Source organism: Actinokineospora bangkokensis, from assembly GCF_001940455.1.
GTDB lineage: Bacteria > Actinomycetota > Actinomycetes > Mycobacteriales > Pseudonocardiaceae > Actinokineospora > Actinokineospora bangkokensis.
In genome coordinates, this window is sequence record NZ_MKQR01000002.1 from 45,720 (window position 1) to 69,658 (window position 23,939).

21 protein-coding genes are annotated in these 23,939 nt (G+C 73.2%); 15 read left to right on the forward strand and 6 right to left on the reverse strand.

Annotated elements, in window-relative coordinates; translation table 11 throughout:
- Positions 1-15: 15 nt before the first annotated feature.
- The 4 genes from BJP25_RS00665 to BJP25_RS00680 form a co-directional block, all read right to left on the reverse strand.
- On the reverse strand, positions 16-267 hold the full coding sequence (locus BJP25_RS00665) for a mycoredoxin (protein ID WP_075972771.1): 252 nt from the start codon (positions 265-267) through the stop codon (positions 16-18).
- A 111-nt stretch (positions 268-378) separates the two neighbouring features.
- Positions 379-2,685, reverse strand: coding sequence for an FdhF/YdeP family oxidoreductase (locus BJP25_RS00670; RefSeq protein WP_075972933.1), 2,307 nt, complete (start codon positions 2,683-2,685; stop codon positions 379-381).
- Positions 2,686-2,870: 185 nt separating this feature from the next.
- Positions 2,871-3,332, reverse strand: coding sequence for a hypothetical protein (locus BJP25_RS36045; protein WP_075972772.1), 462 nt, complete (start codon positions 3,330-3,332; stop codon positions 2,871-2,873).
- Between the two features lie 86 nt (positions 3,333-3,418).
- Positions 3,419-3,748 (reverse strand): hypothetical protein, encoded by a 330-nt coding sequence (locus BJP25_RS00680; protein WP_143218808.1) that lies wholly within the window; start codon positions 3,746-3,748, stop codon positions 3,419-3,421.
- A gap of 385 nt (positions 3,749-4,133) precedes the next feature.
- On the opposite strand from BJP25_RS00680, the gene BJP25_RS00685 reads away from it, so the two are divergent.
- From BJP25_RS00685 to BJP25_RS00735, 11 genes are all read left to right on the forward strand, one after another.
- Positions 4,134-6,782, forward strand: coding sequence for a valine--tRNA ligase (locus tag BJP25_RS00685; protein ID WP_075972774.1), 2,649 nt, complete (start codon positions 4,134-4,136; stop codon positions 6,780-6,782).
- On the forward strand, positions 6,779-8,161 hold the full coding sequence (gene folC, locus BJP25_RS00690; RefSeq protein ID WP_075972775.1) for a bifunctional tetrahydrofolate synthase/dihydrofolate synthase: 1,383 nt from the start codon (positions 6,779-6,781) through the stop codon (positions 8,159-8,161). Before BJP25_RS00685 ends, folC begins: the two co-directional genes overlap by 4 nt.
- Positions 8,158-8,577 carry a DUF4233 domain-containing protein gene (locus BJP25_RS00695; RefSeq protein WP_075972776.1) on the forward strand — a complete coding sequence of 140 codons (420 nt, stop codon included), beginning with the start codon at positions 8,158-8,160 and terminating at the stop codon, positions 8,575-8,577. The genes folC and BJP25_RS00695 overlap by 4 nt, the downstream gene beginning before the upstream one ends.
- 164 nt (positions 8,578-8,741) lie before the next feature.
- Positions 8,742-9,425 (forward strand): hypothetical protein, encoded by a 684-nt coding sequence (locus tag BJP25_RS36495; RefSeq protein WP_408607081.1) that lies wholly within the window; start codon positions 8,742-8,744, stop codon positions 9,423-9,425.
- The gene (locus tag BJP25_RS00705; RefSeq protein WP_075972778.1) at positions 9,422-9,871 is read left to right on the forward strand and encodes a hypothetical protein; all 450 of its coding nucleotides are present in this window, start codon (positions 9,422-9,424) and stop codon (positions 9,869-9,871) included. Before BJP25_RS36495 ends, BJP25_RS00705 begins: the two co-directional genes overlap by 4 nt.
- A 138-nt stretch (positions 9,872-10,009) precedes the next feature.
- Positions 10,010-10,204 carry a hypothetical protein gene (locus BJP25_RS32955; protein WP_143218809.1) on the forward strand — a complete coding sequence of 65 codons (195 nt, stop codon included), beginning with the start codon at positions 10,010-10,012 and terminating at the stop codon, positions 10,202-10,204.
- Between the two features lie 83 nt (positions 10,205-10,287).
- The gene (locus BJP25_RS00715; RefSeq protein WP_075972780.1) at positions 10,288-11,823 is read left to right on the forward strand and encodes an alkaline phosphatase D family protein; all 1,536 of its coding nucleotides are present in this window, start codon (positions 10,288-10,290) and stop codon (positions 11,821-11,823) included.
- A 154-nt stretch (positions 11,824-11,977) separates the two neighbouring features.
- Positions 11,978-12,388, forward strand: coding sequence for a nucleoside-diphosphate kinase (gene ndk / locus BJP25_RS00720; protein WP_075972781.1), 411 nt, complete (start codon positions 11,978-11,980; stop codon positions 12,386-12,388).
- Between the two features lie 97 nt (positions 12,389-12,485).
- Positions 12,486-13,424 (forward strand): ABC transporter ATP-binding protein, encoded by a 939-nt coding sequence (locus BJP25_RS00725; RefSeq protein ID WP_198943304.1) that lies wholly within the window; start codon positions 12,486-12,488, stop codon positions 13,422-13,424.
- Position 13,425: 1 nt separating this feature from the next.
- Positions 13,426-14,241: an ABC transporter permease gene (locus BJP25_RS00730; protein ID WP_075972783.1), complete on the forward strand. Its 816-nt coding sequence runs from the start codon at positions 13,426-13,428 to the stop codon at positions 14,239-14,241.
- On the forward strand, positions 14,238-15,071 hold the full coding sequence (locus BJP25_RS00735; protein ID WP_075972934.1) for an ABC transporter permease: 834 nt from the start codon (positions 14,238-14,240) through the stop codon (positions 15,069-15,071). The genes BJP25_RS00730 and BJP25_RS00735 overlap by 4 nt, the downstream gene beginning before the upstream one ends.
- Positions 15,072-15,078: 7 nt before the next feature.
- Here BJP25_RS00735 and BJP25_RS00740 read toward each other — a convergent pair whose 3' ends face one another.
- Positions 15,079-15,741: a tyrosine-protein phosphatase gene (locus BJP25_RS00740; RefSeq protein ID WP_075972784.1), complete on the reverse strand. Its 663-nt coding sequence runs from the start codon at positions 15,739-15,741 to the stop codon at positions 15,079-15,081.
- A gap of 107 nt (positions 15,742-15,848) precedes the next feature.
- On the opposite strand from BJP25_RS00740, the gene BJP25_RS00745 reads away from it, so the two are divergent.
- Entirely contained in the window at positions 15,849-17,819 is a 1,971-nt protein-coding gene (locus tag BJP25_RS00745) for a TIGR03960 family B12-binding radical SAM protein (protein ID WP_075972785.1), read from the forward strand.
- Positions 17,816-18,265, forward strand: coding sequence for a GNAT family N-acetyltransferase (locus BJP25_RS00750; protein ID WP_075972786.1), 450 nt, complete (start codon positions 17,816-17,818; stop codon positions 18,263-18,265). Before BJP25_RS00745 ends, BJP25_RS00750 begins: the two co-directional genes overlap by 4 nt.
- Positions 18,266-18,269: 4 nt before the next feature.
- Here the strand turns inward: BJP25_RS00750 and BJP25_RS00755 are convergent, their stop codons facing one another.
- Positions 18,270-19,688, reverse strand: coding sequence for a S8 family peptidase (locus BJP25_RS00755; RefSeq protein WP_075972787.1), 1,419 nt, complete (start codon positions 19,686-19,688; stop codon positions 18,270-18,272).
- A 221-nt stretch (positions 19,689-19,909) separates the two neighbouring features.
- Here BJP25_RS00755 and BJP25_RS00760 point away from each other — a divergent pair, with 221 nt between their 5' ends.
- On the forward strand, positions 19,910-20,680 hold the full coding sequence (locus tag BJP25_RS00760; protein ID WP_075972788.1) for a TIGR03936 family radical SAM-associated protein: 771 nt from the start codon (positions 19,910-19,912) through the stop codon (positions 20,678-20,680).
- Positions 20,681-20,855: 175 nt separating this feature from the next.
- On the forward strand, positions 20,856-23,852 hold the full coding sequence (locus BJP25_RS00765) for a translation initiation factor IF-2 N-terminal domain-containing protein (protein ID WP_075972789.1): 2,997 nt from the start codon (positions 20,856-20,858) through the stop codon (positions 23,850-23,852).
- Positions 23,853-23,939: the final 87 nt, after the last annotated feature.

The window sequence follows — 23,939 nt, forward strand, 5'->3', positions numbered from 1 at the left end:
CCGCGGGGCACGGGGTCAGGCGGCGAGGGCGGCCTTGACCTGCTCGATCGACGGGTTCGTCTGGGTGGTGCCGTCCGGGTAGTGCAGGGTCGGCACGGTCCGGTTCCCGTTGTTGACGCTCTCGACGAACGAGGCGGCCCCGGGCGTCTCGTCGATGTCGACCTCCCGGTACTCGATGCCCTCCGCGCGCAGGCTCGCCTTGAGCATGTGGCAGAACGGGCACCAGCTCGTCGAGTACAGGGTCAGGGACTCGGGCGCGGCGGTCACGGGGCTCTCCTCGGCTCGGCGGGGTCGTCCCTCGGGGAACGCCGGGGGACAGGCGGGCCATGCCTGCCCCCCGTGAGTCGTGGGTCACACGGCGCTGCGGCCGCGCGGTGGTCAGCGGCGTTCCAGGCGCACCACCACCGACTTCGAGGTCGGGGTGCCCGAGGTCTCGGCGGTCGAGTCGAGCGGCACCAGGGCGTTGGCCTCCGGGAAGTACGCCGCCGCGCACCCGGCGGCGGTGGGGTAGGACACCACCCGGAAGCCCGGCGCCCGCCGCTCCGAGCGCCCGGTGGGGTCCTCGGCCCACTCGCTGACCAGGTCGACCACCTCGCCCTCATCGATCCCGAGCAGCCGCAGGTCGGCGGGGTTCACCAGCACCACCCGGCGGGCGTCCTTGATCCCCCGGTAGCGGTCGTCGAGGCCGTAGATGGTGGTGTTGTACTGGTCGTGGCTGCGCAGGGTCTGGAGCAGCAGCCGCCCCGGCGGCACGGGCAGCACCGTCAGCTCGTTGGCCGTGAACACCGCCTTGTTGTCCCGGGTGCCGGTGAACTCCCGGGAGTCGCGGGGGGCGTGCGGCAGCACGAACCCGTCCGGCCTGCGCACCCGCTCGTTGTAGTCGTCGCAGCCCGGCACGACGCGGGCGATGTGCTCGCGGATCAGGTCGTAGTCGCCGGACAGCCGCGCCCACGGCACCGGGTGGTCCTCGCCGAACAGCGCCCGCGCCAGCCCGCAGACGACGTTGACCTCCGACAGCAGTTCCGGGCTCGCCGGGTCGAGCCTGCCGCGGGAGCGGTGCACCACCGACATCGAGTCCTCGACGGTGACGAACTGGTCGCCGGACTCCTGGGTGTCGCGCTCGGTGCGCCCGCGCACGGGCAGGATCAGCGCGGTGCGCCCGTGCACCACGTGCGAGCGGTTGAGCTTGGTCGACACGTGCACGGTCAGCTCGCACGAGCGCAGCGCCGCCTCGGTGACCTCGGTGTCCGGCGCCGCCGAGGCGAAGTTGCCGCCGATGGCGAAGAAGACCTTGACCTTGCCGTCGCGCATCGCCCGGATCGTGCCCACGGTGTCGAGGCCGTGCTCGCGCGGCACCTCGACGCCGAACTCCCCCTCCAGCGCGGACAGGAACTTCTCCGGCATCTTCTCCCAGATGCCCATGGTGCGGTCGCCCTGGACGTTGGAGTGCCCGCGCACCGGGCACAGGCCCGCGCCCGGCTTGCCGATCATGCCGCGCACCAGCACCACGTTGGCGATCTCGCGGATCGTCGGCACCGAGTGCTTGTGCTGGGTGATGCCCATGGCCCAGCACACGATGAGCCGCTCGGCACCGGCGATCATCCGCGCGACCCGCTCGATGTCGGCCCGGTCGAGCCCGGTGGCCTCGTCCACCCGGTCCCAGTCCAGCTCCGCCACGTGCGCGGCGTACTCGGCGAAGCCCTCGGTGCTGCCCTCGACGAACTCCCGGTCGACCACCGTGCCGGGCGCCTCGGCCTCCCAGCGCAGCAGCAGGTTGCCGAACGCCTGGAACAGCGCCTGGTCCCCGCCCAGGCGCACCTGCAGGAACTCGTCGGCGATCGGCGTGCCCTCCCCGACCACCCCGCGCACGTTCTGCGGGTTCTTGAACCGCAGCAGCCCCGCCTCCGGCAGCGGGTTGACCGCCACGACCTTCGCCCCGCCGCGCTTGGCCTCCTCCAGCGCCGAGAGCATCCGCGGGTGGTTGGTGCCGGGGTTCTGCCCGACCACGACGATCAGGTCGGCGGTGGTGATGTCGGCCAGCGTCACCGACCCCTTGCCGATGCCGGTGGTCTCCGCCAGCGCCGCGCCGGAGGACTCGTGGCACATGTTCGAGCAGTCGGGCAGGTTGTTCGTGCCGAAGCTGCGCGCGAACAGCTGGTAGACGAACGCGGCCTCGTTGCTGGTCCGCCCCGAGGTGTAGAACGCCGCCGCGTCCGGTGTGGACAACCCGCGCAGCGCGTCGGCCACCACCTCGAACGCGGTGTCCCACGCCACCGGCTCGTAGTGGGTGGCCCCCGGCCGCAGCAGCACCGGCTGGGTGATGCGCCCCTGCTGCCCCAACCAGTAGTCGGTGCGCCCGGCCAGCTCGGCCACCGGGTGCTCGGCGAAGAACTCCGGCCCCACCCGCCGCCTGGTCGCCTCCTCCGCGACCGCCTTGGCCCCGTTCTCGCAGAACTCCGCCAGCTTGCGGTGCCCCTGCGGCTCCGGCCACGCGCACCCGGGGCAGTCGAACCCCTCCCGCTGGTTGAGCAGCCGCAGCGTCCGGGCGGTCCGCACCGGCCCCATCTGCTCCAGCCCGCGCTGCAACGACACCGCCACGCCCGGGATGCCCGCGGCCCAGCGCTTGGGTTCACCCACGGCCAGGTCATCCTCGTCGACGTCCTGCGCGGGGGGTTTGGTCACCATGCCCACCATGGTCGACCTGTTGGCCGAAGATCGCCAACAATTGTCCACAGCCGAGAACGCGGGGCGGCCGCCTGCCACCCCGCCCGAATCCCTGACCAGCGGCGAGAGCGCTGCGCTCGGCACCTTCGCCGTGGTGATGTGTGCCGTGAACGCCCAGATGCGGATTTTCCGGGCGCCGGCTGAGGCTAGGTGCAGCCGATCTCGCCGGGGAGGGGGGCGTCGGGGTCGAAGTAGGCGCCGGGGTCGGATTGCGGGGGCGGGCGGAACGCGTCCGGGTTGCGGTAGGTGGGGGCGAGGAAACCGCGCTCGTAGGCGTCGCAGGCGATGGAGTAGCCGTACCCGGCGACGTGGCCGTACCAGAGCCCCTGGCTGCTGGAGGTCCACTGGGACCCCTCGCGCAGCACGTAGTCCACGTCCGCGCGCACCACCACCACGGCGTCCATCGGGTCCGCGAGCCGTTCCGGGGCCGTGAAGGCGTACGCGAACAGGTAGTTCGTGTGCACGACGATCTCCCCGGGCGCGCCCAGGGCCACCGCCATCGACCCCGTCACCCGGGGCTGCACCCCGGCCAGCGGCGTCCCCGGGTCGATCAGGGACACCAGCGCCTGGGCCTCCGGCTCGCGGCCGGTGCCGAACAGCGGCTGCAACTGGGCGGCCGCGTCGGGGGCCAGCAGGCGCAGGTAGCCGTCCGGGATGTGCCCGGTGAGCAGGGCGGGGTCCAGGCGGCTGGCGATCAGGGCCGCTCGGGCGCGGGCGGTCGCCTCGCCGACCCGGGCGGCGGTGAAGGGGCCGAGGGGGGCGGGGGCGGGACGATGCCGTCGGCGCCCTCGGCCCAGCCGGAGGCGGGGGTGCCGTCGAAGGGGGAGGCGCGGACGAGGGCGGGGGTGGCGCCGCCGGGGGCGTCGGCGGGGCCGCCGGTGGTGGTGGCCTCGCGGGCGGAGAACAGGCCCATGCTGACCAGGAGCATCAGGACGGAGACGGCGGCGAGCAGGACCATGGACATGACGAGCCAGCGCTCCAGCGCCCACATCCGGGTGCGCCGAGCCGTCGCGTGTCGGTCCACCGCCCGTCCCCCTGCCGCCTGCCTGGTGCCCACCTCATCGAGACCGCGCGGTCCGGTGTTAACAGCCGGGCGGGTGGTGCGCCGAACGGCACACCAGTGCCGTCCGGCGGTCACCCGCGGTGGGACAACCAGGGCTGGTTCGTCACTCGACGCCCAGGTCAGCGGGATGGTGCGGCCAGCTCCACTGCTACCGACAGCTCCTCGCCGCGCCCCCCGGGAGCGGTTCTGCGCCCGCCGCCCGGTCGGCCGTGGACGCCGACCTCGTCCCACCGCTCCGCTCCCCGCCCGTCTGGGGCCGGGCGTCGGCGCTCGTCGTGGTGGAGCGGTATCGGCGCTGGTCCTCCCGGTTCGACCCCATTTCCCGGGCGTTCGTAGACTTGTGGGTGTGACTGACACCCCCACCCTGCGCACCACCGACCTCCCGCCGGCCTGGGAGCCGGCCTCGGTAGAGGCGGAGCTGTACCAGGGCTGGGTAGACGCCGGGTACTTCACCGCCGACGCGGGCAGCGACAAGCCGCCGTTCTCGATCGTGCTGCCCCCGCCCAACGTCACCGGCAGCCTGCACATGGGCCACGCGCTCAACCACACGGTGATGGACGCGCTCACCCGCCGCCGCCGCATGCAGGGCTACGAGGTGCTGTGGCTGCCCGGCATGGACCACGCGGGCATCGCCACCCAGAACGTCGTCGAGCGCCAGCTGGCCGGGGAGGGGCTGTCCCGGCACGACCTGGGCCGGGAGAAGTTCGTCGAGCGGGTCTGGGAGTGGAAGGCCGAGTACGGCGGCCGCATCCTCGGCCAGATGCGCCGCCTCGGCGACGGCGTCGACTGGACCCGCGAGCGCTTCACCATGGACGAGGGCCTGTCCCGCGCGGTGCAGACGGTGTTCAAGCGGCTGTTCGACGACGGGCTGATCTACCGGGCCGAGCGGATCATCAACTGGTGCCCGCGCTGCCGCACCGCCCTGTCGGACATCGAGGTCGAGCACTCCGAGGACGAGGGCGAGCTCGTCTCGATCCGCTACGGCGACGGCGACGGCTCGATCGTGGTCGCCACCACCCGCGCGGAGACGATGCTGGGCGACACCGCCGTGGCCGTGCACCCCGACGACGAGCGGTACCGGCACCTGATCGGCACCGAGGTCGAGCTGCCGCTGACCGGCCGCAGGATCCCGATCGTGGCCGACGAGCACGTCGACCCGGCGTTCGGCACCGGCGCGGTCAAGGTCACCCCGGCGCACGACCCGAACGACTTCGAGATCGGCCGCCGCCACGACCTGCCCGCCATCACCGTGATGGACGAGACCGCGGTGATCACCACCCCCGGCCCGTTCCAGGGCCTCGACCGGTTCGAGGCGCGGCCCGCGGTGGTCGCCGCGCTGCGCGAGCTGGGCCGCGTCGTCGCCGAGAAGCGCCCCTACCTGCACTCGGTCGGGCACTGCTCGCGCTGCGACACCGTGGTCGAGCCGCGGCTGTCGATGCAGTGGTGGGTCAAGGTCGAGCCGCTGGCCCGCGCCGCGGGCGACGCCGTGCGCGACGGCCGCACCCAGGTGCACCCGCCGGAGCTGGCCAAGCGGTACTTCGACTGGGTCGACAACATGCACGACTGGACGATCTCCCGCCAGCTGTGGTGGGGGCACCGCATCCCGGTCTGGTACGGCCCGGACGACCAGGTGGTCTGCGTCGGCCCGGACGAGCAGCCGCCCACCGGCGACGGCTGGCACCAGGACCCCGACGTGCTCGACACGTGGTTCTCCTCGGGCCTGTGGCCGCTGTCCACCCTCGGCTGGCCCGACGAGTCCGCCGACCTGGCGAAGTTCTACCCGACCAGCGTGCTGTCCACCGGCTACGACATCCTGTTCTTCTGGGTCGCCCGGATGATGATGTTCGGCCTGTACGGCAGCCCGTTCGCCGAGGCCGAGCGCAAGGTGCCCTTCCAGCACGTGTACCTGCACGGGCTCATCCGCGACCAGCACGGCAAGAAGATGTCGAAGTCGCGCGGCAACGTGCTCGACCCGCTGGACTGGCTGGACCGCTTCGGCGCCGACGCCACCCGGTTCACCCTGGCCCGCGGCGCCAACCCGGGCAGCGACATGGCGCTGGCCGAGGAGTGGGCGGCCGGGTCGCGCAACTTCTGCACGAAGCTGTGGAACGCCAGCCGGTTCGCGCTGATGAACGGCGCCACCACCGCGGTCGCGCTGCCCGAGCGGTCGGCGCTGACCGACGCCGACCGCTGGATCCTCGACGCCGCCGACGCCCTGGTGTCCGAGGTGGACGGGCTGTTCGACGGCTTCCAGTTCGCCAAGCTGTGCGACGCGCTCTACCACTTCACCTGGGACCAGTTCTGCGACTGGTACCTGGAACTGGCCAAGGTGCAGGTCGCCGAGGGCGGCGAGCGCGCCGAGGCCACCCGGGCGGTGCTCGGCCACGTCCTCGACACCGTGCTGCGGCTGCTGCACCCGGTGACCCCGTTCGTCACCGAGGTGCTGTGGAAGGCGCTGACCGGCGGCGAGAGCCTGGTCGTGGCCGAGTGGCCCACCGCGGCGGGCGCCCCCGCCGACACCGCGGCCGCCGCCCGGGTCGAGGGCGTGCAGAAGCTGGTGACCGAGATCCGCCGGTTCCGCGCCGACCAGGGCGTCAAGCCCGGCCAGCGGGTCAAGGCCCGGCTGTCCGGTGTGGACGCGGCGGGCCTGGCCGCGCACACCGCCGCGGTGGCGTCGCTGGCCCGGCTGACCGAGCCCGGCGACGACTTCGCCGCCAGCGCCTCGATCGAGGTGCCGCTGGCCGGTGGCGCGGTGTCGGTGGAGCTGGACCTGTCCGGCACCGTCGACGTCGCCGCCGAGCGCAAGCGCCTGGGCAAGGACCTCGCGGTGGCCGAGAAGGAGCTCGCCCAGTGCGAGGCCAAGCTCGGCAACCCCAAGTTCACCGACAAGGCGCCCGCGGACGTGGTGGCGGGCATCCGCGCCCGGCGCGAGGCCGCCGCGGCCGAGATCGCCAGGGTCACCGCGCGGCTCGCGGCCCTGCCGGGGGGCGAGTGAGCGTGCTCGACCCGGCGGCGCTGGAGGACCTGCACCAGGTCGAGTCCGAGCTGGACGGCCGGTGGTCCGAGGCGCGCATCGACCCCTCGCTCGACCGGGTCCGCGCGCTGCTGGACCTGCTGGGCGACCCGCAGCGGGCGTACCCGGTCATCCAGGTCGCGGGCACCAACGGCAAGTCCTCGGTGACCCGCATGGTCGACGCGCTGCTGACCGGCCTGGGCGTGCGCACGGGCCGGTTCACCAGCCCGCACCTGCAACTGGTCACCGAGCGGATCGGCCTCGACGGGGTGCCGGTCGACCCGGCCCGCTACGTCGAGGTCTACCGCGACGTCGAGCCGTACCTGGCCATGGTCGACGACCGGGCGACCACCGACGGCGAGGGCGTGCGGCTGAGCAAGTTCGAGGTGCTCACCGCCATGGCCTTCGCCGCCTTCGCCGACGCCCCGGTGGACGTGGCGGTGGTGGAGACCGGCATGGGCGGCGGCTGGGACGCCACCTCCGTCGCCGACGCCCGGATCGCCGTGATCACCCCGATCGGCCTGGACCACCAGGAGTTCCTGGGCCCGGACCTGGTCTCGATCGCGCGGGAGAAGGCCGGGATCATCAAGCCCGGCTCGATCGCGCTGCTCGCCGAGCAGGACCCCGAGGCGGCCAGGGTGCTGCTGGAGCGCGCCGCCGAGACCGAGTCGACCGTGGCCAGGCAGGGCCTGGAGTTCGGCGTGCTGGACCGCGACGTCGCCGTCGGCGGCCAGGTGCTGCGCCTGCAGGGCCTTGGCGGCGTCTACGACGAGGTGTTCCTGCCCCTGCACGGCGCCCACCAGGCGGCCAACGCCGCGCTCGCGCTGGCCGCGGTGGAGGCGTTCCTGGGCGCGGGCGCGGACAAGCAGCTCGACGTCGAGGCCATCCGCGCGGCGTTCGCGGCGGTGACCGTGCCGGGCAGGCTGGAGCGCGTCCGCTCGGCCCCCACGGTCTTCGTCGACGCCGCGCACAACCCGCACGGCGCCCAGGCCCTCGCCGCCGCGCTCCAGGACGAGTTCGGCTTCCGCAGGCTCATCGGCGTCCTCGGGGTGCTGGAGGACAAGGACGCCACCGGCATCCTCACCGCCCTGGAGCCCGTCCTCGACGAGGTGGTCGTGACCACCAACTCCTCCCCTCGCGCCATGTCGCCCGACCGCCTCACCGAACTGGCCGCCGACACCTTCGGCGACGACCGCGTCCACCCCGCCCCCCGCCTCGACGACGCCATCGAGCTGGCCGTCCAGCTCGCCGAGCAGTCCGACGACCCCTCCGAGCCCCTCTCTGGCGCGGGCGTGGTCGCCACCGGCTCGGTCGTCACCGCGGGCGAGGTCCGCGCCCTGTTCGGGAAGGAACCGGCATGACCGACGACCCGACCACCCCCGCCACCCCCGGTGGCGACGGGGTCGAGCAGCCCGCACCCCCGCCGGACCCGATGAAGGGCTTCCGCGGCGTCTGCTCGGCCATGTTCATCCTGGAAGCCATCGTCGTCCTGCTCGCCCTGCTCGTGGTCGCCAAGGACGACGACATCACCACCACCCAGGGCTGGCTGGTCGGCCTCATCGCCCTCGCCCTCGTCCTCAGCTGCGCCCTGGTCGCCCGCCGCTGGCTGCACTGGGTCGTCATCGCCCTGCACGCCCTGCTCATCGCCTGCGGCTGGTTCCTCCCCGCCCTCGCCGTCGTCGGCATCCTGTTCGCCCTGGTCTGGGCCTGGATGTTCTGGGCACGCAACGACGTCCGCAAGCGCATGGAAGAGGGCAGGCTCACCAGCCAGCAGTAGCCTCCGCAGCCCTGGAAGCGCTGTGACCCGAGGCCTGCGCGCCATCGCTGCCCGGCAACTCACGTCGGCTCCGAACAATACCCCCCATGAGTGGGGGTATTGTTTGAATCAGGCCAGCTGAGGAGGTGTCAGCAGTGGTGGACGATGTCCCTGGCTGGCTGTCCGTGGAGGCGGCAGCAGTTCAGCTCGGGGTGTCCTCAGGGCACGTCCGCGACTTGACCCGATCAGGACAGCTGATCACGCGGAAAGTCGGCCGCTCTGTTCTCATCAGCGCAGACTCGGTCGCTCGGCGGATTGCCTCCGAACCTGCCCGGGGACGGCCGCTGGCCCCCAGATCGGCGTGGACCGTGCTGCTGCTGGCGTCGGGGCTGGCTCCGCCGTGGACCATCCCAGCCTCGGAGAAGGTGCGCCTCGCACGCTTCGTCCGGCGCCCCCTGAGGCAGTGGTCGAGGATGTTGGCCCGACGCGCTGAAACCACTGGTGTGCGCATCCCCGCTCCGCTGTTGCGCCGTGTTCGAGCACAGCCGGGAGTAGCCCTCGGAGGGATCGGTGCAGCGGTCCAGCACGGTGCGCCCTTCGTCCAGTCCGCAGAGGAGACCATCGTCCTCTACTTGACCCGGAGCGCGCTGGACGCGCTGCGGGAGCAGAGGGGCATCGGGTGGGGCAGCACCGCCCCGAATGCCGCTTTGTGCGTCGTCGACGCGGATCTGCCCCTCGGAGAGGTGTTCGAAGCAGGAGTCGTCCCGGTAGCAGTGGCTGCGGCGGATCTGCTCGACTTGGGGGACGACCGGTCCTCGCGCGCCGCGGCCGAACTCCTGGGCAGGGACGACTACCCTGCGCGGCCATGATCGTCGATCGGTGGCCCGACCTGCCCGTGCTCGGACACGTGACCCTGCCCGATCTCCGGGACGGCGGCAAGCTCTGGACGACTCTGCTCGACCTCAGCGAGCGCCTGCCGGCAGACCACGTGGTCATCGGCGGGATCATGGTTTACCTGCACGGGGTTGTCTGCGGCAGACCACTACCCAGGGTCACCGAGGATGTCGATGTCCTCTTCGACATCCAGCTCGCCCCGTCGTCCCTCCGCGACGCCGTGGCTGTCCTCGGTGCCATGGGGTACTCGCTCGCTCCAGGGAGTCCGCGTGAGTCCTCCCACCGATACCTCGGTCCCAGTGGTGAATCCATCGATGTGCTCGCTCCGAGGTTGGACGACTTCCCGCCTCCGGACTTGACCACCACGCCACCGGGACGCACGATCGAGGTTTACGGGGGACGGGAGGCGTTGCGGCACTGAACCGTGGTCCGCACGGCTCATGCGGATCGCGTCGTCGGCGTCGTGCTGCCGGACCTCCCACGATCTCTCAAGATCAAAGCTGCCGCGTACGCGGCGGAGCACAGGTTGGCCCCCGCGCGCGCAGCTCAATCCCGGCACTTGAACGACCTGGCATTCCTGGTCTCGTTGATCGAAGACGTCGAACAGGTCCTCACAGCTCTTGGTGACCCTCCCAAGGAGGGGCATCTCGCCTTGGCCGATGTGCTCGACAAGCCGGGCCACGTGGCGTGGGCGGCGGCAGGTAGTGCCAGGGAGGACGCTCAGCTGCTCTGGGAAGTGCTGCGGGCCGTCTAACCCCCGGTGTGCGGTGCCGAGGTGTCATCCCCCGGTCAGCGGAGATTGGCCTGTTGGACGTGACGTCCGCCTAGAAACCCCGCATGGACATCTCCCGACGCACCCTGCTGCGCGCCAGCGGCCTGTCCGTCGCTGCGGGCGTCGTGCTGCCCGGTGCCGCGCTGGCCACCACCACGCCCTCCTCCGCCGGGCCCCGGTCCCGTCCCGTGCTGACCCACGGGGTGCAGACCGGGGACGCCACCGCCGACGGTGCCATCGTCTGGACCAGGGCCGACCGGCCGTCCCGGATGGTGGTCGAGGTCAGCGACCGGCCGGACTTCCGGCACGCGCGCACCGTGCGCGGGCCGCTGCTGACCCCCGCCACCGACGGCACCGGGCAGGTGCGGGTGAGCGGGTCGGCGCCGGGGCGGGAGGTGCACTACCGGGTGCGGGCGGAGGACGACCGCGGGGTGAGCGAGCCCGTGGTGGGGTCGTTCCGGACCGCGCCGCGGGGGCGGGCTGATGTGCGGTTCACCTGGTCGGGCGATGTGGTGGGGCAGGGGTGGGGGATCAACCCGGAGTTCGGCGGGCTCACCGCCTACCGGGCCATGGCCGCGCGCGAGCCGCACTTCTTCCTGCACAGCGGCGACACCGTCTACGCCGACGGGCCGCTGGCCGAGCGGGTGGTGCTGCCGGACGGGCGGGTGTGGCGCAACGTGGTGACCCCGGCCAAGACCAAGGTGGCCGAGACGCTGGACGAGTACCGGGGCCAGTTCGCCTACAACCTGCTCGACGAGCACGTGCGCGCGTTCGCCGCGCGGGTGCCGCAGGTGGTGCAGTGGGACGACCACGAGGTGGTCAACAACTGGTACCCGGGGGAGATCCTGGACCTGCCGCAGTACACCGAGAAGCGGGTGGACGTGCTGGCGGCGCGGGCGCACCAGGCGTTCCACGAGTGGCAGCCGGTGGACCGGCGCCGGGCGGTGGACGGGCGGGTCTACCGCAGCTTCGCCTACGGCGAGCGGGTCGAGGTGTTCGTGCTGGACATGCGCACCTACAAGGACGACAACTCCGCCCCGCAGGACGGTCGTGGTCGCGTCCTGGGCGACCGGCAGGCCAGGTGGTTGGTCGACGGGTTGTCCCGCAGCCGGGCGACGTGGAAGGTCGTGGCCGCTGACCTGCCGATCGGGCTCATCGTGCCGGACGGGGCGGGCATCGAGGGCGTGGCCAACGGGCTGGCGGGGGCGCCCAGCGGGCGGGAGTTCGAGTTGGCGTGGGTGCTGCGGTCGCTGGCCCGGCGGCGGGTGCGCAACGTCGTCTGGCTGACCGCGGACGTGCACTACACCGCGGCCCACCACTACTCGCCGGAGCGGGCCGCGATCGGCGACTTCGACCCGTTCTGGGAGTTCGTCTCCGGTCCCCTGCACGCGGGGGCGTTCGGGCCCAACACCCTCGACCCGACCTTCGGGCCGCAGGCGGTCTTCGTGCACGCCCCGCCTGCGGCCAACACCTCCCCGCTGGACGGCTACCAGCACTTCGGTGAGGTCAACGTCGACGGCCGCACCGGTGCCCTCACCGTGGACCTGCGCGACGCCACGGGTGCGTCCCTCTGGTCGAAGACCCTCACCCCGCAGCGCTGACCCCCGAGGCCGTCGGGATGACCTTGCGGGAAGGGGCGGGGGACCGGCGGTTACCCTGGTCACAGCTGTCCCCCGGGGGGCTTCCCCCGATGCGGGCAACCCCTACAGAGACAATCTCTACCGAGGCAATCCCTACAGAGGAGCACCGAAAGCCGTGAGTGAGCGCACCCTGGTCCTGGTCAAGCCCGACGGTGTCAGCCGGGGCCTGGTCGGCGAGGTCATCTCCCGCATCGAGCGCAAGGGCCTCAAGCTCGTCGCGCTGGAGCTCAAGGACGTCGAGCGCGCGACCGCCGAGCAGCACTACGCCGAGCACGACGGCAAGCCGTTCTTCGAGTCGCTGCTGGAGTTCATCACCTCCGGCCCGGTCGTGGCCCTGGTTGTTGAGGGCGAGAACGCCATCGCCGCGTTCCGCCAGCTGGCCGGGGGCACCCACCCGGTCGAGAAGGCCACCCCCGGCACCATCCGCGGCGACTTCGGCCTGGAGGTGCAGTACAACCTGGTGCACGGGTCGGACTCACCCGAGTCGGCCGAGCGCGAGGTCAAGATCTGGTTCCCGTCTCTCTGACGGCGCGCTGACACCGGCCCGGGACCCCGTGGGGTCCCGGGCCGGTGCGCGTCGGGGCTAATCCATTCCGGATTTGTCGGTCCCGCCCTCTAGTGTGCTGGGCGTGGAGGGCGACGGGGCGCTCGTGCGAGCGCGTGGGTTGAGCAAGCGGTTCGGGGACTTCGAGGCGGTGAAGGGGATCGATCTCGAGGTGCGGCCGGGGGAGGCGTTCGGCTTCCTGGGGCCCAACGGTGCGGGCAAGTCCTCCACCATGCGCATGATCTCCTGCGTCTCGCCGCGCACCGGCGGGGAGCTGAGCGTGCTGGGCATGGACCCCGGCCGCGACGGGCCCGCGATCCGGGCGCGGCTGGGCGTGGTGCCCCAGCAGGACAACCTCGACAGCGAGCTGACCGTGCGGCAGAACCTGCAGGTGTACGGGCGCTACTTCGGGATGTCCAAGGCGCACGTGCGGCAGAAGGCGACCGAGCTGCTGGAGTTCGCCCAGCTCACCGAGCGCGCCGACGCCGAGGTCGAGCCGCTCTCCGGCGGGATGAAGCGGCGGCTGACCATCGCCCGGTCGCTGGTCAACGACCCGGAGCTGCTGCTGCTCGACGAGCCGACCACCGGCCTGGACCCGCAGGCCAGGCACCTGCTGTGGGACCGGCTGTTCCGGCTCAAGCAGCAGGGCACCACCCTCATCGTCACCACGCACTACATGGACGAGGCCGAGCAGCTGTGCGACCGGCTGGTCGTCATGGACGGCGGCCGGATCGCCGCCGAGGGCAGCCCCGGCGAGCTGATCTCCCGGTACTCCACCCGCGAGGTGCTGGAGCTGCGGTTCACCCCCGGCACCCAGGGCGAGGCCGAGCCGCGCGTGGCCGACCTGGCCGACCGGGTCGAGGTGCTGCCCGACCGGCTGCTGCTCTACACCGACGACGGCGAGTCCGCGCTCAAGGCCGCGCACGACCGCGGCGTCGCCCCGGTGTCGAGCCTGGTGCGCCGCTCCACGCTGGAGGACGTCTTCCTCCGCCTCACCGGCCGCAGCCTGGTGGACTGACATGACCGCGACGACCGCGGGCACCACCGCCCGCCCCCTCCCCGGTCCGCTGCGCTCGGCGCTGCTGGTCGTCGAGGGCAACTGGACCTGGTACCGGCGCAACTGGCGCAGCACGATCATCTCCACCCTGCTGCAACCGGTGCTGTTCCTGGTCGCGCTGGGCATCGGCTTCGGCTCCCAGGTCCAGCCCGGCGAGGCCACCCTGGGCCTGCCCTACGTGGAGTACCTCGCGCCCGCGCTGCTGGCCGCCACCCTGATGCAGACCGCGGTGGGGGAGTCGACCTACCCGGTGCTGTCCGGGTTCAAGTGGCAGCGGGTGTACTGGGCGATCATCTCGACCCCGATCGGCGCCGCGCAGGTGCTCTACGGGCAGCTCGCGTGGCTGGCCGCCCGGCTGCTGTTCACCGCGCTGGCCTTCACCGCGGTGGCCGCCGCGCTGGGCGCGGTCGCGGGCCCCGCGATCCTGGTCGCGGTGCCGTTCGCGCTGCTCACGGGCATGGCGTGCGCGGCGCCGGTGATCGCCTACGCGGCCACGATCGAGTCCGAGGGGCAGCAGTTCAACGTGGTGTTCCGGTTCGTGGTGATGCCGATGATGCTGTTCTCCGGCACCTTCTTCCCGGTCGAGCAGCTGCCGGGGTGGGTGCAACCGCTGGTGTGGGTGTCCCCGGTGTGGCACGGCACGGAGCTGTGCCGGGGCGTGGCGCTGGGCGGGCTGGACCCGCTGCCCGCCCTCGGGCACACCGCGTTCCTGCTCGTGCTGCTCGTCGTGGGCGCCGTGTGGGCCCGCCGCAACTTCGTCCGCAGGCTGGAGGTCTGACCGTGACGACCACCGCGCCACCGGCGTCGTCGGGCCTGCTGCTGCGGGTGCTGCCCACCGGCCTGTACGCGGGCCGCGCGCGGGTGCTCGTGGAGCGCTCGCTGCTGGTGAACCGGCGGGCCTACCTGGCCATGCTGTCCGGGTTCTTCGAGCCGCTGTTCTACCTGTTCGGCCTGGGCTTCGGGTTCGGCAGGCTGGTCGGTGAGGTGGCCGGGCCCAGCGGGCAACCGGTCACCTACGTCGCCTTCGTCGCCCCCGCCCTGCTCGCCGCCTCCGCCATGAACGGCGCCGTCTACGACGCCACGTTCAACATCTTCTTCAAGTTCAAGTACGCCAAGCTCTACGACGCCGTGCTCACCACCCCGATGGGCCCGATGGACGTGGCGATCGGGGAGATCTCCTGGGCGCTGATCCGCGGCGCGCTGTACTCGACGGGGTTCCTGGCCGTGATGCTGGGCATGGGCCTGCTCACCTCGCCGTGGGCCCTGCTCGCCCTGCCCGCGGCCGTCCTGGTCGCCTTCGCCTTCGCCGCGGTCGGCATGGCCTGCGCGACCTTCATGCGCTCCTGGCAGGACTTCGACCTGGTGCTGCTGGCCCTGATGCCGATGTTCCTGTTCTCCACCACCTTCTTCCCGCTCACCGTCTACCCGGTGCCGTTGCAGGTGGCGGTCCAGTGCTTCCCGCTCTACCACGCCATCGAGGTGATGCGCGCGCTCACCATCGGCGACGTGCACTGGTCGCTGCTGGGCCACCTGTCCTACTTCGTCGTCATGGCCGCGGTCGGCACCGTCATCTCCTCCCGCCGCCTGGACAAGCTGCTGCTGTCCTAGGGCACGTTCAGGCGCTGGTCAGGCGGTTGACGAGGGTGTCGAGGTCGGTCTCGGGCACGCCCGCCGCCAGCAGGTAGGCGCGCGCGTCGAAGCCGTCGAGCAGGTCCAGGACGACCTGCCGGGTCGTGGTGCCGCGCCCGGCCAGCAGGTCCGCGATGTAGGGGCCGTGGTCGTCGCGGCCCTGGGCGGCGAAGTGGGGGCGCAGCTCCTCGGTCGACCGGGCGTAGTCGTCCGCGATGGCCTGCGGCTCCACGCCCGCGAGGGACAGCAGCAGGATCGCGACGAGGCCGGTGCGGTCGCGGCCGATGGCGCAGTGGAACAGCACCCCCGGCTCGGCCGCGGCCAGTGCCCGGAATACCGCCGCGACCTGGGCGCCCTTGGCGTCCAGGAACGGCCGGTAGTACAGCGGCGTGCCGAACAGGCCCGACGCGCGCAGCTCCGCCCAGAAGGCCTCGTCCGGCCAGTCGTCGAAGTCGACGCAGACCAGTTCCACGCCCTCGGGCGGCTCGCCGCGCTCGTGGTCGGCCCGCAGGTCCACCACCGTCCGCACGCCCGCCCCCGGCAGCGCCACCCCGATCGGGTCGGCCGACCGGAAGTACACCCCCGAGGCCGTCACACCCCCGCCGACCAGCGGCAACCCGCCCAGGTCGCGGGCGTTCACCCACTCCACGACGCGCCTCCCCACCCCGGCTCCCGCACCCGTCAGCGCCGACCGTAGCGCCGTCGGGGGACCCGTGGCCGCCGGAGCGGCGAACCGCACCGTCTACCCTGGGTGCGGTGAGCGCCGAGTCCGTTTTCCCCCAGCTTGAGCCCCTGCTGCCCCGGGTGTCCAAGCCGGTCCAGTACGTCGGCGGTGAGCTGAACGCCACCACCAAGGACTGGGACGGTGCCGCCGTGCGGTGGGCGCTGATGTACCCCGACGCCTACGAGGTCGGGCTGCCCAACCAGGGCGTCATGATCCTCTACGAGGTGCTCAACGAGATGCCCGACGTCCTGGCCGAGCGCACCTACGCGGTGTGGCCGGACCTGGAGGCGTTGATGCGCGAGCACGGCGTCCCGCAGTTCACCGTCGACGGGCACCGCCCGGTCGGCGCGTTCGACGTGCTGGGCGTCAGCTTCTCCACCGAGCTGGGGTACACCAACCTGCTCAACGCCCTGGACCTCGCGGGCATCCCGCTGCACGCCGCCGACCGCACCGAGGACCACCCGATCGTGCTGGCGGGCGGGCACGCGGCGTTCAACCCCGAGCCGATCGCGGACTTCCTCGACGCCGCGGTGCTCGGCGACGGCGAGGAGGCCGTCGGCGAGATCACCGACATCATCCGCCGGTGGAAGGCCGAGGGCCGCCCCGGCGGCCGCGACGAGGTGCTGACCAGGCTGGCCGAGACCGGCGGGGTCTACATCCCCCGGTTCTACGACGTCACCTACCGCGCCGACGGCCACATCGAGCGGTATGCGCCCAACCGCGACCGGGTGCCCGCCACCGTCGCCAAGCGCACCACCATGGACCTCGACGCTTGGCCCTACCCCAAGCAGCCGCTGGTCCCGCTGGCCGAGAGCGTGCACGAGCGGATGAGCGTGGAGATCTTCCGCGGCTGCACCCGCGGCTGCCGGTTCTGCCAGGCGGGCATGATCACCCGCCCGGTGCGCGAGCGCTCCATCGACGGCATCGGCGCGATGATCCAGACCGGCCTGGAGAACTCCGGCTTCGAGGAGGTCGGCCTGCTCTCGCTCTCCAGCGCCGACCACTCCGAGATCGGGGAGCTGACCAAGCAGCTCGCCGACCGCTACGAGGGCACCAACACCGGCCTGTCGCTGCCCAGCACCCGGGTCGACGCGTTCAACATCGACCTGGCCAACGAGCTGTCCCGCAACGGCCGCCGGTCCGGGCTGACCTTCGCCCCCGAGGGCGGCAGCGAGCGCATCCGCAAGGTCATCAACAAGATGGTGTCCGAAGAGGACCTGGTGCGCACCGTCTCGGCCGCCTACGCCAACGGCTGGCGGCAGGTGAAGCTGTACTTCATGTGCGGGCTGCCCACCGAGACCGACGACGACGTGCTCCAGATCGCGGAGATGGCCAAGAACGTCATCCGCGCGGGCCGGGCGGCCAGCGGCCGCAAGGACATCCGGGCCACCATCTCCATCGGCGGGTTCGTGCCCAAGCCGCACACCCCGTTCCAGTGGGCCGCCCAGTGCGACCCGGACACCGTCGACGCCCGGCTGCGCAAGCTGCGCGAGGCGGTCAACTCCGACGCCGACCGCAGCCTGGGCCGCAACATCGGCATGCGCTACCACGACGGCAAGCCGTCGCTGGTCGAGGGCCTGCTCTCGCGCGGCGACCGGCGGGTCGGGCGGGTCATCGAGGCGGTGTGGCGCGACGGCGGCCGCTTCGACGGCTGGAGCGAGCACTTCTCCTACGAGCGCTGGACCACCGCCGCGGCCGACCAGCTGGAGCCGCTGGGCGTGTCGCTGGCCTGGTTCACCACCCGCGAGCGCACGGAGGAGGAGGTCCTGCCCTGGGACCACCTCGACTCCGGCCTCGACAAGGAGTGGCTCTGGGACGACTGGCAGGACGCCGTCGACGAGCGCGAGCAGGACGACTGCCGGTGGACGCCGTGCTTCGACTGCGGCGTCTGCCCGGCCATGGGCACCGACATCGAGATCGGCCCCACCGGTCGCAAGCTGCTGCCGATCAGCCCGGTCGGCGTCGGCTCCCCGGTGCGCAACCCGTCGCTGTCGGGGTCGTGACCGTCCGGCGGGCCACCGGGGCCGACGTCCCGGTGCTCGCCGCGCTGCGCCGCGCCTGGACCGAGGAGGACCACGGCGCGGCGCCCGCCGACCCCGGCTTCGAGGACGCCTTCGCCGAGTGGTTCGCCGCCGAGGAGCACCAGCGCGCGTTCTGGCTCGCCTTCGACGGTGACACCGCCGTCGGGTCGATGAACGTGCTGGAGTTCACCCGCATGCCCCGGCCGGGCCAACCCCCGGGGCGCTGGGGCTACATCGCCAACGTCTACATCGCACCGCAGCACCGCAACGGCGGGATCGGGTCGCGGATGCTCGCCGCCGCCCTCGCCCACGCCGACGAGCGCGGGTACGTGCGCGTGGTGCTGGCGCCGACCGAGCGGTCGGTGCCGTTCTACGCCCGCCAGGGCTTCGGCGTGGCCGACTCGCTGCTGCTGCGGCTGCCCGGCTGAGGCGTCAGCTGCTGGAGGTGGCGGCCAGGGCGTCGACGAGGCCGTGGCCGTAGAAGCTGTTGAACGGCGCGTAGCCCGAGCAGTAGGCGTCCTGCACGCCGGAGCCGTCGAGGTCGTAGTCGGCGGGGCAGGGCACCGACCCGGCGTCCTCGGTGATCATGCGGGTGAGCTGCTGCGGGGACGCGGTGGGGTGCGCGGAGGCCAGCAGTGCCGCCACGCCGGTCGCGTGGGGGGTGGCCATGGAGGTGCCGCAGGCGTCGGCGTAGCCGCCCGGGACGGTGGACAGCACGCACCGGTCCACCCCGTCGCGCTGCTCGCCGCCGGGGGCGGTGACGTCGATCGCGCCGAGGCCGTAGGAGCTGTAGCCCGCCTTGAGCCCGTCCGGCCCCACCGCGGACACGGTCAGCACCCCGCGCAGGCCGCCCGGCAGGACCTCGCAGCCGGGGTCCAGGGCGCGCCTGCCGCCGTCGAGGTCGGCGGCCTCGCCGCCGGGGTCGGCCAGGTCGAGCCCGCCGTTGGTGGCCGCGGCCACGGTCAGCACGCCCTGGTCGGTGGCGTAGTCCACGGCGCGGCGCACCGCCTCGAAGACCACGCGCTCCTCGCCGCGGTCGCAGGTCAGCTGCCAGGGGTCGACCGAGAAGCTGTCGTTGGCCACCCGCACGCCGTGCTCGACGGCCCACATGACCCCGCAGACCACCGCCTCGGGCAGCACCATGCCCCGGTCGTCGACGACCTTGATGGCGGCCAGCCGGACCCCGGGGGCCACGCCGGTGACGCCCCTGCCGTCGTCCGCGGCGGCGATGATCCCGGCCACGTGCGTGCCGTGGGTCGAGGTCGTGGGCGCCCACGCGGCGGGGGAGGGGTCGGCCACGCCGGACAGGCACCCCGCCGACACCGCCGGGTCCACCGCGCCCGCGAGGTCGGGGTGCGTGGCGTCGATGCCCGAGTCGAGCACCCCGACCAGCACGTCCCTGCTCCCGGTGCTCTCCTCGTGCGCCTGGGGTGCGCCGATGAGGTCCATGTCCCACTGCTCGCCGGTGCGGTCGGCGGTGGGCACGGGCTCGGCGGGGGTGGGCAGCGGCTCGAGCGCGGGCACCCGACCCAGCGCGGCGTCGGCGCTGAACGCCCGGTCGCGGCCGATCCGGTCGGCGAAGCGGGAGTCGGCGCTCGTGACGACCGCCACGGCGATCGGGGCGTGGAAGACCAGCGTCGACCCGCAGGCCAGGGTCACCGCGGTGGCGGCGTCCGGGGCGGGCGTGCCCCGGTCGAACAGCACCAGGTAGCGGGTGGCGGCGGTGTCCTGGGCGCACGGCGCGCCGTCGTCGGGCAGCGGTGCCGCGGTGGCCGTGACCTGGGCGAACCCGACGACCGCGAGCAGGGCGGCGCCGGCCGCGACCGCTGTGGCGCGGCGGTGCAGGGGCACGGCGACCTCCAGTGCTGGTCCGCCGGATCTCCTCGGTGCCGGCTGTCGACTCGCCTGCGGACGGTAATCACGAGCCCGGGGTGGAAACAAGCTCGCGGGCCGAAGTGCGGCTCCCGGTACGGTGCCACCACGCCGGTGCGCTCACCACCGGAGCAGTGCCCGCACCACCATAAGGAGTAGTCCTGAGCCGCAAGGACCAGCCCAACCCGTCGGCGCCGCCGGTGCAGAAGCTGCGCCTGCGCTACGCCAAGCGCGGTCGGCTCCGCTTCACCTCGCACCGCGACGTGGCCAGGGCGTTCGAGCGCGCGCTGCGCCGGGCGGGGGTGCCCATGGCCTACTCCCAGGGCTTCAACCCGCACCCGAAGATCTCCTGGATCGGCGCGGCGCCGACCGGGGTGGCCAGCGAGGCCGAGTACGTCGAGGTCCAGGTGGTCGAGCGGGTCGACCCGGCGGCGCTGGGCCGCGCCCTCGACAGCGCCCTGGCCCCCGGCCTGGACGTGCTGGAGGTCGTCGAGGCCGGGCCGGGCGCGCTGGCCGAGCGGGTCGAGGCGAGCCGCTGGCGGATCGCGCTGCCCGGCGTCGCCGCGGGCGAGCTGGCCGCGGCGGTGACCGCGCTGCTGGCCGCCGAGTCGGTCGAGGTGGAGCGGTTGACCAAGGACGGCAGGCGGCTCATCGACGCCCGACCTGCGGTGATGTCCGCCGAGGTGATCGACTCCGCGGCGCTGCCCGCGGACTCGCCGGACGCTGTGGGCATCGACATGCCTGGTCCGGGCGACTCGTGTGGGATACTGCTGGTGGTCGTCCGGCAGACAACACCGGCCGTGCGACCCGACGACGTGCTGAGCGCGCTCCGCGCCGTCGCCGCCCTGGAACCGCCGGTACCCGCGAAGGCGACCCGGATGGCCCAGGGGCGGCTTGACGGCGCAGGCGGTCTGTCCGACCCGCTGGCCCCCGACCGGGTGGCGGTGGGAGGGGCGGGCGGGGAGAGCTAGAGCGCCCGAAGCCGCGTCGTCGCAAGACCTGCCACCCGCAGGCCGCGCAGGCCCACGTGGGCCTGCCGGTCGGGTGGTGAGGCGAGGATTCCCGCCGCTTCGCGCGGCGGAAATGACAACTAGGGCCCCTGAGCGGCGGCGTCACACCCGACGCGCCCGGGGGCGGAGGAGCTGCATGTCGGAGAAGTCGAGCCCTGCCGGGAACACCGGCGGGGGCACAACCACACCCGTTGACGCCGCGCTGGCCGAGCTGCCCGCCAAGGTCAGGGTGCACGCGCTGGCCAAGCTGCTGTCGGTCAGCAGCAAGGACGTCATCGCCGCGCTCGCCGACCTCGGCGAGACCGTGCGCGGGGCGCAGTCCAGCGTGCCCAAGGAGACCGCGCTGCAGGTCGCCAAGGCGCTGACCGGGGACGCGCCCTGGGACGCCGAGGGCGGCGCGGACGAGAACCACGTCGAGCCCGAGGTCCTCGACGCCGCGGTGGTCGAGGAGGCGCTGCCCGCCGAGCCGGTGCGCCGCATCCCGCCGACCCCGGTGTTCGCCTCGGCGTCGCCGCTGTTCCTGCAGCCCGACCCGGTGGCCGCCCGCCCGGCGCGCCCCGAGGTGGTCGAGGACGAGCCCGAGCCCGAGGCCGAGGCCGCCGAGCAGGTCGACGACCGCGCCGAGGACGACGACGAGGGCGCGGGCGGTCGCCGCCGCAGGCGCGGCCGCCGCGGCCGGGGCCGGGGCAAGGGCGCCGCCGACGACGCCGAGCAGGGCGACGGCGAGCAGGGCGACGAGGCGGCCGACGAGGCCGAGGCCGAGGAGCCCGCCCCCGCCCCCACCAGGAGCCGCGGCCGGGGCAGCAAGGCCGACCGGGCCGCCAAGGCCGAGAAGGCCGAACCCGCCAAGGACGAGCAGGCCGACGCCGAGGACACCGCCGACGCGGACGCCGAGGACGCGTCGTCCCCCGACGCCGGGGACGACGGGGACGCGGGCGGCAGCCGCCGCAGGCGCCGCCGTCGCCGCCGCAAGGGCGGCGACGACGAGGACGCCTCCACCGACGACCCGCCCAACACCGTCGTCCACGTCCGCGAGGTCCGCGACGAGAAGGCCGAGGCCGCCAGCGCCCGCGAGGAGGTGCGCGGCGTGCGCGGCTCCACCCGGCTGGAGGCCAAGCGCCAGCGCCGCCGCGACGGCCGCGAGGCGGGCCGCCGCCGCGCCCCGATCCTGTCCGAGGCGGAGTTCCTGGCCCGCCGCGAGGCCGTGGACCGGGCGATGGTCGTGCGCGAGCACCCCGACCGCACCCAGATCGGCGTGCTCGAGGACGGCGTGCTCGTCGAGCACTTCGTCACCTCGGCCGGGTCCGGCTCGCTGGTCGGCAACGTCTTCCTCGGCCGCGTGCAGAACGTGCTGCCCAGCATGGAGGCCGCCTTCGTCGACATCGGCCGCGGCCGCAACGCCGTGCTCTACGCCGGTGAGGTCGACTGGGACGCCGCGGGCCTCGACGGCAAGGCCCGCAAGATCGAGCAGGCGCTGTCCACCGGCGACTCGGTGCTGGTGCAGGTCACCAAGGACCCGGTCGGGCACAAGGGCGCCCGGCTGACCACGCAGATCTCGCTGCCCGGCCGCTTCCTGGTCTACGTGCCCGGCGGCGGCGCCACCGGCATCTCCCGCAAGCTGCCGGAGAACGAGCGGCGCAGGCTCAAGGACGTCCTCAAGCGGATCGTCCCCGAGGACGCGGGTGTGATCATCCGCACCGCCTCGGAGGGCATCAGCGAGGAGGAGCTCGGTCGCGACGTGCGCCGCCTGCAGGCGCAGTGGCAGGTCATCAAGGAGAAGTCCGAGGGCCTCAACGGCACCAAGCGCGCCTCGGCCCCCGCGCTGCTCTACGAGGAGCCCGACCTGCTGGTCAAGGTCGTGCGCGACCTGTTCACCGAGGACTTCACCTCGCTGGTGGTGCAGGGCGACCGGGCCTGGGAGACCATCGACTCCTACGTCCGGCACGTGGCCCCCGAGCTGCTGGAGCGGGTGCGCAAGCACACCGGCCCCAAGGACGCCTTCGCCGAGCACCGCATCGACGAGCAGCTGCTCAAGGCGCTCGACCGCAAGGTCTGGCTGCCCTCGGGCGGCTACCTGGTGATCGACCGCACCGAGGCGATGACGGTCATCGACGTCAACACCGGCAAGTACACCGGGTCCGGCGGCAACCTCGAGGAGACCGTCACCCGCAACAACCTGGAGTCGGCCGAGGAGATCGTCCGCCAGCTGCGGCTGCGCGACATCGGCGGCATCATCGTGATCGACTTCATCGACATGGTGCTGGAGTCCAACCGGGACCTGGTGCTGCGCAGGCTCACCGAGTGCCTGGGCCGCGACCGCACCCGCCACCAGGTCGCGGAGGTCACCTCGCTGGGCCTGGTGCAGATGACCCGCAAGCGGGTCGGCACCGGCCTGCTGGAGGCCTTCAGCCACACCTGCGAGCACTGCAAGGGCCGCGGCGTGCTGGTCTCCACCGAGCCCGCGACCAAGTCCGGTGGTGGCGGCGGGGGCGGCGGCCAGTCCGGCCAGCAGCAGCCCGCCCAGGACAGCGGCGGCAACGGCCACGGTTCCGGCTCCGGCGGCAGCAGGCGCAACCGCAAGCGCGGCGAGGACAAGGACCACGGTCCGAAGGACGGCGGCACCGACCACGGCGCCAAGGACTCCGGGACCAAGGACACCGGGAACAAGGACACCGCGACCAAGGACACCGGCGCCCGCGACGGCGACGAGCAGGCCAAGGACCACGGCGCCAAGGACCACGGCCGCGACGGTGGCGGTCGGGGTGGCCGCAACGGCCGGGCGGGCGGCTCCAACGGCCACAAGCCCGAGCAGGACCGCGCCGAGCCCACCGCGGGCGACGAGGCCACCAAGGCCGCCGTCCGCGAGATCCACCGGGCCGCGGCGCGCCCCGCGGGCCCGCCCGAGCCCGCCGCCGCCCCGCCCGTCCAGCGCACCGGCTCCGAGCCGGTCGTCGCGGCCACCAACGGCCACGGCCCCGCCGAGGCCGGTGCGCGCGAGGACCGGGCCGAGCTGGACCCCCGCACGGCCGCCGTGGTGGCCGAGGAGGAGCCCGTCTCGGTGCCCGCCGCCCCGCGCAGGCGCACCCGCCGGGCGGCGTCGCGACCCGCCGGTCCGCCGGTGGGCGACAGCTGACCGGACCGGGGTCGAACCGGGGGAGGGGCGCGAAACCACCCCCCGGTTTGACCCCGGTTCCGGCCGCAACGTAACCTGGTTCGCGGC

Coding starts and splice junctions, on each gene's coding strand:
- BJP25_RS00695 (WP_075972776.1), top strand. CDS start 8,158: ATGACCGACGACCCGACCACCCCCGCCACCCCCGGTGGCGACGGGGTC.
- BJP25_RS00670 (WP_075972933.1), bottom strand. CDS start 2,685: ATGGTGACCAAACCCCCCGCGCAGGACGTCGACGAGGATGACCTGGCC.
- BJP25_RS00715 (WP_075972780.1), top strand. CDS start 10,288: ATGGACATCTCCCGACGCACCCTGCTGCGCGCCAGCGGCCTGTCCGTC.
- BJP25_RS00730 (WP_075972783.1), top strand. CDS start 13,426: ATGACCGCGACGACCGCGGGCACCACCGCCCGCCCCCTCCCCGGTCCG.
- BJP25_RS00705 (WP_075972778.1), top strand. CDS start 9,422: ATGATCGTCGATCGGTGGCCCGACCTGCCCGTGCTCGGACACGTGACC.
- BJP25_RS00765 (WP_075972789.1), top strand. CDS start 20,856: ATGTCGGAGAAGTCGAGCCCTGCCGGGAACACCGGCGGGGGCACAACC.